At 59.7% G+C, this 9,026-nt stretch carries 5 protein-coding genes; 4 read left to right on the top strand and 1 reads right to left on the bottom strand.

Annotation, left to right across the window (positions count from 1 at the left end; genetic code table 11):
- Positions 1 to 4,910, bottom strand: a 4,910-nt coding sequence (locus tag QZ540_RS02785; RefSeq protein ID WP_294627555.1) for a type ISP restriction/modification enzyme, incomplete at its 3' end; no start/stop codon positions are given.
- Positions 4,911 to 5,181: 271 nt separating this feature from the next.
- Between QZ540_RS02785 and pyrR the strand changes: the two genes are divergently transcribed.
- The 4 genes from pyrR (at position 5,182) to QZ540_RS02765 (ending at position 8,918) form a co-directional block, all read left to right on the top strand.
- A complete protein-coding gene (gene pyrR / locus QZ540_RS02780) occupies positions 5,182 to 5,850 on the top strand; it encodes a bifunctional pyr operon transcriptional regulator/uracil phosphoribosyltransferase PyrR (protein ID WP_294627553.1) in 669 nt (222 codons plus the stop codon).
- On the top strand, positions 5,847 to 6,848 hold the full coding sequence (locus QZ540_RS02775; RefSeq protein ID WP_294627551.1) for an aspartate carbamoyltransferase catalytic subunit: 1,002 nt from the start codon (positions 5,847 to 5,849) through the stop codon (positions 6,846 to 6,848). The genes pyrR and QZ540_RS02775 overlap by 4 nt, the downstream gene beginning before the upstream one ends.
- Positions 6,849 to 6,878: 30 nt before the next feature.
- A complete protein-coding gene (locus QZ540_RS02770; protein ID WP_294627549.1) occupies positions 6,879 to 8,180 on the top strand; it encodes a dihydroorotase in 1,302 nt (433 codons plus the stop codon).
- A gap of 198 nt (positions 8,181 to 8,378) precedes the next feature.
- A complete protein-coding gene (locus tag QZ540_RS02765; RefSeq protein ID WP_005508722.1) occupies positions 8,379 to 8,918 on the top strand; it encodes a hypothetical protein in 540 nt (179 codons plus the stop codon).
- The last annotated feature ends 108 nt before the right edge of the window (positions 8,919 to 9,026 follow it).

Genomic DNA, 9,026 nt, shown 5'->3' with positions numbered 1-9,026 from the left:
ACCAGCTTCTTAGTCTCCAGCGAGACAGTCACCAGACGCTTAATCAGGTCCACGATGTACCGCGGGTTATTGACTGCGCGGCAGTAATCGTTCGGGTCATTCGTAATGAGTGAATCCTTATCGGGCTTCACCTGGTAGCGGTCAACAACCCATCCCAGCGCAGACTTGCCGTTCACCTGGTACTCGTAGGCTTCCTCCGGGATGCCCTTGAGAGTCAGGTGACCGTTGTACTTGATGCGAGTCTTATCCTTCTTGGATTCGAATTTCATCCTCTGCACCCGGTAGAACTCAAAGCGCTCCTCGAGGCCCTCAGGAGTGGGGGAGGAAGCCACCTCATCGAGGGGGTAAGGCTCCACGCTCTCGTAACCCAGGTGCAGTTCAGCCAGGGCACGACCAACACGCGAGTACTCCCAGAAGCTCTTCGCCAGCGGGATGCGCGGGAGCATCTTCTTCAGATCTGCTACATACTTCTCGCGGTACTCGGGGTGGTGCAGCAATGCGTAGATGTAGTAGAAGATGTCTTCCTTCGCAATGCCCTCGTCACCATAGGTGCCGCGATACGTAGCCAGGGTGGCATCGGTAATGTTTTCCCTGCGGGTGTAGCCGTCCACGACCTCGCCGCCGCCCAGGTTGAAGTTAAACCCTCCGTCATCCTCAACGACCGGCTCGTAGGTGTAGAGGCTGAAGGTCTGAGCATCTCCCACGAGGTGCAGGTCAGGTAGCGTGTCGGTAATAAGTACGCTGAAATCCTTGGTACCAGCAACCGAAGCGATAATGGCGATGTTCTCGTGATCCGGGGTCGGGAAGAGCTTCTGCAATTGGTACGTACGATTATTGAACTGGTTCGTTAAGTCGAAGTACACCGATTGCTTACAGAACGGGCGGTACAACGAAGCGCGCACCTTCGAGGGGTCGAAGGTGCCCTTTTTACCTCGAACAATATCGGTCTTGTTGATAGCATCCCAGCTAAACTGTGTCGAGTCACGGGTGATGAAGTCGTCAACCTTAATTTTCTTTGCGGGGCTGGCGGCCTGCCGATAACGGTCGACCTCGGAGTTGTAGAACTCAATCATGCGGCGCACGTTCTCCTCGACCGTGCGGGTCGAGAAATTATACACCCACGCATCACGATTAGTTTTCAATCCGTTTGAGTAGAGTTGGAAAATACCCGGGGTATTCGGCTTGCCCTTAGTATCCCTATCGCCGATGGGCTGATAGGTGTCGTACTTCTCGTCGCGCTGGTTAATCCAGTCGGCGGCCTCGTTAGGAACAAGGACCTCCCACTCGGTACGCGCAATGGAACCCTCACTATCGATAATGTTGAGCTTCTCCTCGCGGCTCAGGTAGTCGCCAATATCGCGGTAATGCAATACGGCCTCACCCGTGTGCGAGGGATCCTTCACGAGCACACAGATGGCAATAGAGGTACGTGAACCCCCACCAAAGACATTGCCTGCCTCGCGCTTGCGGGCCTGACCGGAAATGTTGATGGCCTGACCGCGCAAGTTGTACACGTACAGCTTCGAGAACTCGTCCACCAGGCACTTACGCAGACCGTCCGCCGCTTTGCCGTCAATGAAGGAGCCGTTCGAGATAAAGGCGATCACGCCGCTATCCTTTACGCGGTCAGAGGCCCAGCGAATCGCGCGAATATACGAGTCATACATGCTGTTCTTCAACGTGGCCGTAGAATGCGCAACGTAGGTATTCTCGATGCGCTCATCCAGCTTGGGGTACTTCTCGTTCTGGTTATTATCGTTGGCTTTCTTCTGGCCTGCCGAATACGGCGGGTTCATCACAATCACCCGAATATCCTGCTCAAGCTCACGCTCCGCGCGCTCGCTATTGGCGCGGAACGTCGGCAGGTTCAGGTGGTGCGAAGACTCGGAAAGCTGGAAGGTATCGGTCAGCACCATGCCGTTAAACGGCACGTACTCCGAGCCCAGGCCGTGCTCCTTCGCCACCTCGCCGTACACCGTCTCGATGTTAATCGCCGCAATGTAGTATGAGAGCAACACAATCTCATTCGCGAATAGCTCACGGGTGTACTTGCGCTCCAGGTCCTCGGGGCGAATCAAGCCCAGCTGCAGCAGGCGGGTGATGAACGTACCCGTGCCCACGAAGGGCTCGATAATGCTCACACCCTCATCAGAGAGCGACTTACCGAAAGACTCCCGCAGAGCCACATTCGCCGAGCGGAGGATATAGTCCACCACCGGAACCGGGGTGAAGACAATACCCAGGCGCTCCGCAATGCGCGGGAAGGCATTCTGGAAGAACTTATCGTAGAGGTCCTTAATCACGTGCTGCTTCGCCGCCGCGTTGTCAAGGTCCTTCACACGGCGCTGAACCGACTCGTAGAACGCCGACAGCGACTCGCGCTCCTTCTCGAAGGCCGCGTTCGCGTTCAGATGGTCCACCACATTCTGCATGGCAAGCGAAATCGGGTTCAGCTCGGTAAAGCGGTGTCCAGCAAACATTGCGTCAAAGACAGGCTTCGTAATCAGGTGCTGTGCCAGCATCTCGATGGCCTGCTCTTCGTCAATCGAGGGGTTCAGAGTCTGCTGCAGACCCTCCACAAACTGAGCGAAGATAGTACGCAGTTCGCTTTCGGGGGCCGCCTCATCCAGCAGGTGACGAATCATCGTGATGTGGCGACCCGCGATGGTCGCAATATCCTTCGACCAGTCGCTCCAGTACTCGCGAGTACCCACCTTATCCACGATCTTGGCGTACACGCCGTCCTTCCACTTCTTCGCGGGGAAGGTCAGGGTCGTCTGCACGCCCGGAGTAATGGAATCATCCGGCGCCTCGGTATCATTCGCGCCGATACTGTCCTTCTCCTTCTTCGGAGCCAGATTAACGGTCTGCACAATAATCGACTCGGGGTCAGAGTCGTTCAGCTCAATCTGGTGAATCGTCGCGTCCATGCGCTCATCGTGCGCGCGGAGAGCCTGCAGCACCTGCCACACCACCTTGTAACGCTCATTATCGTTTAGCGCCTGAGCGGTAGATACGCCATCAGGAATAGCAATCGGCAGAATAATATAGCCGTACTTCTTACCCTCGGCGCGGCGCATCACACGGCCCACGGCCTGAATGACGTCCACCATCGAGTTGCGGGGATTCATGAAAAGCACCGCGTCAAGGTTCGGAACGTCCACGCCCTCAGTCAAGCAGCGAGCGTTCGTCAGGATGCGACAAATCGGGCCCTCCTCATTCGGCTCCTGCTTGAGCCAATTCAGGAGCTGGGCACGGCTCTGGGCATTAAAACCGCCGTCAATGTGGCGAACCTGCACGCCCAGGTCATCAGTCGGGTCGTCGTTTTCGGGTCTACGCAGGTTTATGCGCACGAGATCCTCAAACTCGCGCTCAATCTTCTGGGAATCCTTAATAGAACGGTTGAATGCCACTGCGCGCTTCATGGGGGCAATGTCATCGCCGAAGGAAGCCTCCAGCTCGCCGCTGCGGCGCTTGGCGAGGCCGTTCCAACAGCCCACCAGCTTCGCCACGTCATCAATGGCGAGCTCGTTAGACTCATTAGCCAAAAGGTTTTGGAAAGAGGTCGCAACCTGCGACTCGGAAACGCCCAGTACCAGCACCTTGTAATCGGTCAGCAGGCCCTTCTCCACAGCCTCACCAAAGCCGATGCGGTAGAACACCGGACCGAAGGTATCCATGTCATCCATGGAACAGAGTACGGCTTCCTTCTCGCTTGCCTTGGATTTCGTGTCCTCGTTAAAAATCTTGGGAGTAGCCGTCATGTAGACGCGTTTGCGGCCCGCCACCCAGTTATCGTCGTGAATCTTCACGAAGTTCGACTCCGACTCATCCGCCAGAGTCACACCAGTCGTGCGGTGCGCCTCATCGCAAATAATCAGGTCAAACTCGCCGACACCCGCAGCCTGGGCCGCAGATACAGCATCAATGGAGTGGTAAGTAGAGAAGACTACCTCGAGGCCCTCATCCAACGGGTTAGCATTCATTGCCTTTGCCAACTCGGCACCGTCCGTCGTCGCGGGTAGCTGCAGGTCCTCAATACGCAGGTCGGCCAGGTCATCCATGTCGGCATTAGCGCCACCGCGCTTCCTCTCGCGGCCCACCTTCGAATCGGAGCACACCGCATAAGCATGGAACGGACCCTCGATCTCGTTCGAGAACTCCGAAATGGACTGCGACATCAGCGCCAAGGAAGGCACCATAAAGAGTACGCGGGCGTGACCGCCATTCTGCTCGGCAAACTTCTCAGCCAAGCGAATAGCGGTAAAAGTCTTACCCGTACCGCAAGCCATAATCAGCTGACCGCGGTCGTTCTCCTGCAGACCAATCAAGGTATTCGTAATAGCTCGATCCTGGTGCGGGCGGAGCTCCTTATGCGGCTTATGACCAACCTGCTGCTCGTCCGACTCATCCAGGGAGTAGGTCGACCAGTCGATATTAGAATCACGGAAATTCTGCAGGCCCATACGCTGCACAGGGAAGCGCTGCTCCTCCAGCATCTTCTCCGCATTCTTCGACCACTTATCGGTCGTAGACACAATAATGCGGTGCGTAAACGGCTCACGACCAGAAGCCGAAATAAAGGAATCGATATTTTCCTTAGCAATCGTGCTCTGCTCATCGTAGAACTTGCACTGAATAGCGGTCACACCGCCGTCAACATTCTCAGCCACCAGGTCGATACCAATATCGCCGTAGCCCTCGCGGCCCTCCCACTCGTTCCACAGATGCACACCCTTGTACAGACGGCTCTGGATGCTGTCCTGGGTCAGGAACAGCTTAGTCAGGCGCTCCAGACGGTCACCCTGTTCGCGGGTATTACGAGCAGTATCTCGAAGCTGATGAATCAAGCTGTCAAAGTCCCTCGACGTCTTCGTCGAAGCGTCGGCAGGGGTGCCGGAGGCGGTCATGAACTCTCCTAAATAGTGTGAGTCGATAGAATGTACCCCTTCATCTTATACGTCAGCCAGGTATATAGCCTCTCCCATGGTCATTGGGGCTCTCCCATGGATCATGTGCGCTGAACTTACCGAGGGCACGCGCTGGTCAGGAAGTCTTTCTATGCATTGCACATAAGTGAGCGGTCTCTCGCCGAACCTGAACGTAGCCTGTGAACTGTGGTACCCTACTAGAAGCACAAAACCTTTAAATCCGTCCCGTGAGGCGGGGAAGGAGACGGCTATGCCTGGGTCAACTGTACCCACATCCGGCGCGAATCAGGGGCGAAATGTAACCGCAGCCCCCCATTTGGCAACCCCTCAAAACGCCTCCGAGGACGCGACCACCGTCGGCCGCACCATCCTCAGCGAGGACGAAATTCGCCGCGCCCTCACCCGCATCGCCTACGAAATCATCGAAACCAACAAAGGCGTAGAAAACCTCGTACTCATCGGCATCCGCTCCCGCGGCGTGCCCCTCGCCGTACGACTCGCCGCCCGCATCCAAGCCATCGAGCCGAACTTCAACGCAGAAACACGACTCGGCGCCCTGGACATCACCGCCTACCGCGACGACCAGCCCACCGGCGGCACCACCTCCCCAGAAAACGCAGGGGAGAGCATCATGCCCAGCATCGGCATTGAAGGCAAAACCGTAGTCCTCGTTGATGACGTCCTCTACTCCGGCCGCACCGTACGCGCCGCCCTCGACGCACTCAACGCCCACGGACGACCCGCCCTCGTACGCCTGGCAGTCCTCGTAGACCGCGGACACCGGCAACTACCCATCCGCGCCGACCACGTGGGCAAAAACCTGCCCACCAGCGCCAGCGAAACCGTACGCGTCGTACTCACCGAAACCGACAACGCAACAGACCGAGTTGACATTATCCAGCTGGGAGGGCTCTCATGAAGCATCTGCTCGACACCCGCGAACTAACCCGCGAAGAAGCCATCGAAATCCTCGACGTCGCCGACTACATGGCGCAGGTCAAAGCCGAAAACCGCACCCTGAACGTGCTCAACGGCAAGACCGTCGTCAACCTCTTCTTCGAGGACTCCACCCGCACCCGCCTCTCCTTCGAAGCTGCCGAGAAGCGCCTGGGCGCCGCAGTCACCAACTTCTCCGCTTCCGGCTCCTCCCTGTCTAAGGGCGAGTCGCTGAAGGACACCGCGCAGACTCTCAAGGCGATTGCCGCGGACGCATTCGTGATCCGCCACTCTGCCTCGGGCGCACCGCAGCGCCTGGCGGAGGCTGGCTGGACCGACATCCCCGTGCTGAACGCGGGCGACGGCACCCACGCGCACCCCACCCAGGCGTTGCTCGACGCCGTGTCCCTGCGTCAGTACAAGGCAGAACGCGACGGCCTGGACAGCACCCGCGGCACCGACCTGTCCGGTATGCGCGTGCTCATCGTCGGCGACATCCTGCACTCGCGCGTGGCACGCTCCAACCTCTGGCTGCTGCACACCCTCGGCGCGCAGGTCGTCTTCGTCGCACCGCCGACTCTGCTGCCGCTGAACACCGCCTCCTGGGTTGAAGAAGCCGGCCTGGAAATCTTCCACGACTTCGACGAAGCTATCGCCACCAACCCCGACGCCGTCATGCTGCTGCGCATCCAGAAGGAACGCATGAACGCCGCGTACTTCCCCTCCGCCGAGGAGTACACCGAGCTGTGGGGCCTGACCGCCGAACGCTTCGCAACCCTGCAGGCGCAGCCGCAGCCGGTCGCAATCCTGCACCCGGGCCCCATGAACCGCGGCCTGGAAATCTGCACCGAAGCCGCCGACGCCACCAACTCCTGGGTCCTGCGCCAGGTCAGCAACGGCGTGGCGCTACGCATGGCGGTGCTCTACCTGCTTCTGACCGACGGCTCCAGCGCCAAGCTCTACGCCGGCGACGAATCCTAAACGACCTTCCTAACGAGAGGAACCAACACCATGAGCAAGTACCTGATCAAGGGCGCAAGCCTCTACGGCGAAAAGGTCGCCGACATCCTCATCGAGGACGGCGTGATTAGCCGCATCGCAGAGAACATCGACGCCGCAGACGCGCAGGTCGTCGAGGCGGCAGGCCAGGTGGCGCTGCCCGGCCTGGTCGACATCCACACCCACCTGCGTCAGCCCGGCTACGAGGCATCCGAAACCGTCGAGACCGGCACCCGCGCAGCAGCCCTGGGCGGCTACACCGCAGTGTTCGCCATGGCAAACTCCATGCCCGTGGCAGACACCGCCGCAGTGGTTGAGCAGGTTGACCGCCTCGGCAAGGAATCCGCATGGTGCCGCGTGCAGCCCATCGGCGCCGTGACTGTGGGCCTGAAGGGCGAGCGCCTCTCCGACATCGGCGGCATGGCGAACTCCACCGCGAACGTGCGCGTGTTCTCCGACGACGGCATGTGCGTGTACGACCCCGCCGTGATGCGCCGCGCCCTCGAATACGTCAAGACCTTCGACGGCGTCATTGCGCAGCACGCGCAGGAGCCGCGCCTGACCGAAGGCGCCCAGATGAACGAGGGTAAGGTGTCCGCTGACCTGGGTCTGACCGGCTGGCCCGCCGTCGCTGAAGAGGCAATTATCGCCCGCGACGTGCTACTGGCTGAGCACCTGGACTCCAAGCTGCACATCTGCCACCTGTCCACCAAGGGATCCATTGAGGTTGTGCGCTGGGCTAAGTCCCGCGGCGTGAAGGTGACCGCGGAGGCAACCCCGCACCACCTGCTGCTCACCGACGAGACTGCACGCACCTACGACCCGATTTTCAAGGTGAACCCGCCGCTGCGCACCGAAGAGGACGTCATGGCGCTGCGTCAGGCTGTTGCTGACGGCATCATCGACGTGATTGGTACCGACCACGCACCGCACCCGGCAGAGACCAAGGAATGCGAGTGGGCGTGCGCCGCGAACGGCATGACGGGCCTGGAGCAGGCACTGTCTATCATTCAGATGACCCTGGTCGACACCGGCATGATTACCTGGCGCGACGTGGCACGTATCCTCTCCGAGGAGCCCGCGAAGATTGGTCGCCTGGACCACGAGCAGGGTCGCCCGCTTGCCGAGGGCGAACCGGCCAACATTGTGCTGGTCGACCCGAAGGCAACCCGCGTCATCAAGCCGGAGGAGCAGGCAACCAAGGGTAAGAACAACCCCTACCGCGACATGGAGGTGCCCGGCTCGATTCGCGCAACCTTCTACGCCGGCCACCCGACCGTGCTAAACGGCGAGCTGGCAACCCCGCGCAAGTAAGCTCGCACAGGTTAGTTCGCGCAGCTGACCTGCAAGGCGAACCGCGTAGTGACCGTGCCTGGCGGTGGTAGGTTCCGCACCTGCCACCGCCTCGCGGGGACTATAGAACGCAACCGGAAACACCGGCGCAAACACACCCCTCCGTATCAACCAGGCCGAGACAATCGACCGAGACCCCAACCGAAAGAGAGAACCTTCGTGGGAAAGTTCCTGACCGCCGTCATCTGCATCGCCCTGGTCGCCCTGTGCATCTACGGCATGTGGCACGGATGGCGCTCGCGCCTGGCACGCCAGGCGAACATGTTCGGTTCCCTCAAGGAAGTTCCCGAACGCTACGAGGGCATGACCGCTGACGCCGCTTTCGAGGGCGAGTACGTCAGTACCACGATTTTCGGTAACTGGCTGGACCGCGTGGGTTTCGATTCGCTCGGCTTCAAGAGCAAGTCCACCCTGCTGATTTACCCGGACAGCATCATCTTCACCCGTAACGGCGCGAAGGACCTGTGGATTCCGGCGAAGAAGCTTGCGGTCATCACCACTGACCGCGGCATGGCGGGCAAGGTTGTGGAGAAGAACGGCCTGGTTGTCATCGGCTGGACCCTGGACGGTCACCGCGTGCAGACCGGTTTCCGCACTCGCTACGCCGAGGACAAGCAGGCCGTACTGCGAGAGCTGCGCCGCATCGCCCCGAACGCGGTGGATGCACCCGAGAAGTGGGCGGCAGAACCGGAAGCCTAACCGGCATCGGGCATAACCCGGACCAACAACCCGGCGCACCCGCACACCCATAGATTTAGCCTGACGGCAGGCGCACAACCCGCCGAAGGCATCGTAGACTACCCCGGA

Origin of the sequence: uncultured Rothia sp., from assembly GCF_916049665.1 — a bacterium.
GTDB lineage: Bacteria > Actinomycetota > Actinomycetes > Actinomycetales > Micrococcaceae > Rothia.
This window is presented reverse-complemented; position numbering and strand designations above follow the sequence as displayed.

Excerpts from the sequence above, each read along its gene's own strand:
- pyrR (WP_294627553.1), top strand. The coding sequence starts at position 5,182 with ATGCCTGGGTCAACTGTACCCACATCCGGCGCGAATCAGGGGCGAAAT.
- QZ540_RS02775 (WP_294627551.1), top strand. The coding sequence starts at position 5,847 with ATGAAGCATCTGCTCGACACCCGCGAACTAACCCGCGAAGAAGCCATC.
- QZ540_RS02770 (WP_294627549.1), top strand. The coding sequence starts at position 6,879 with ATGAGCAAGTACCTGATCAAGGGCGCAAGCCTCTACGGCGAAAAGGTC.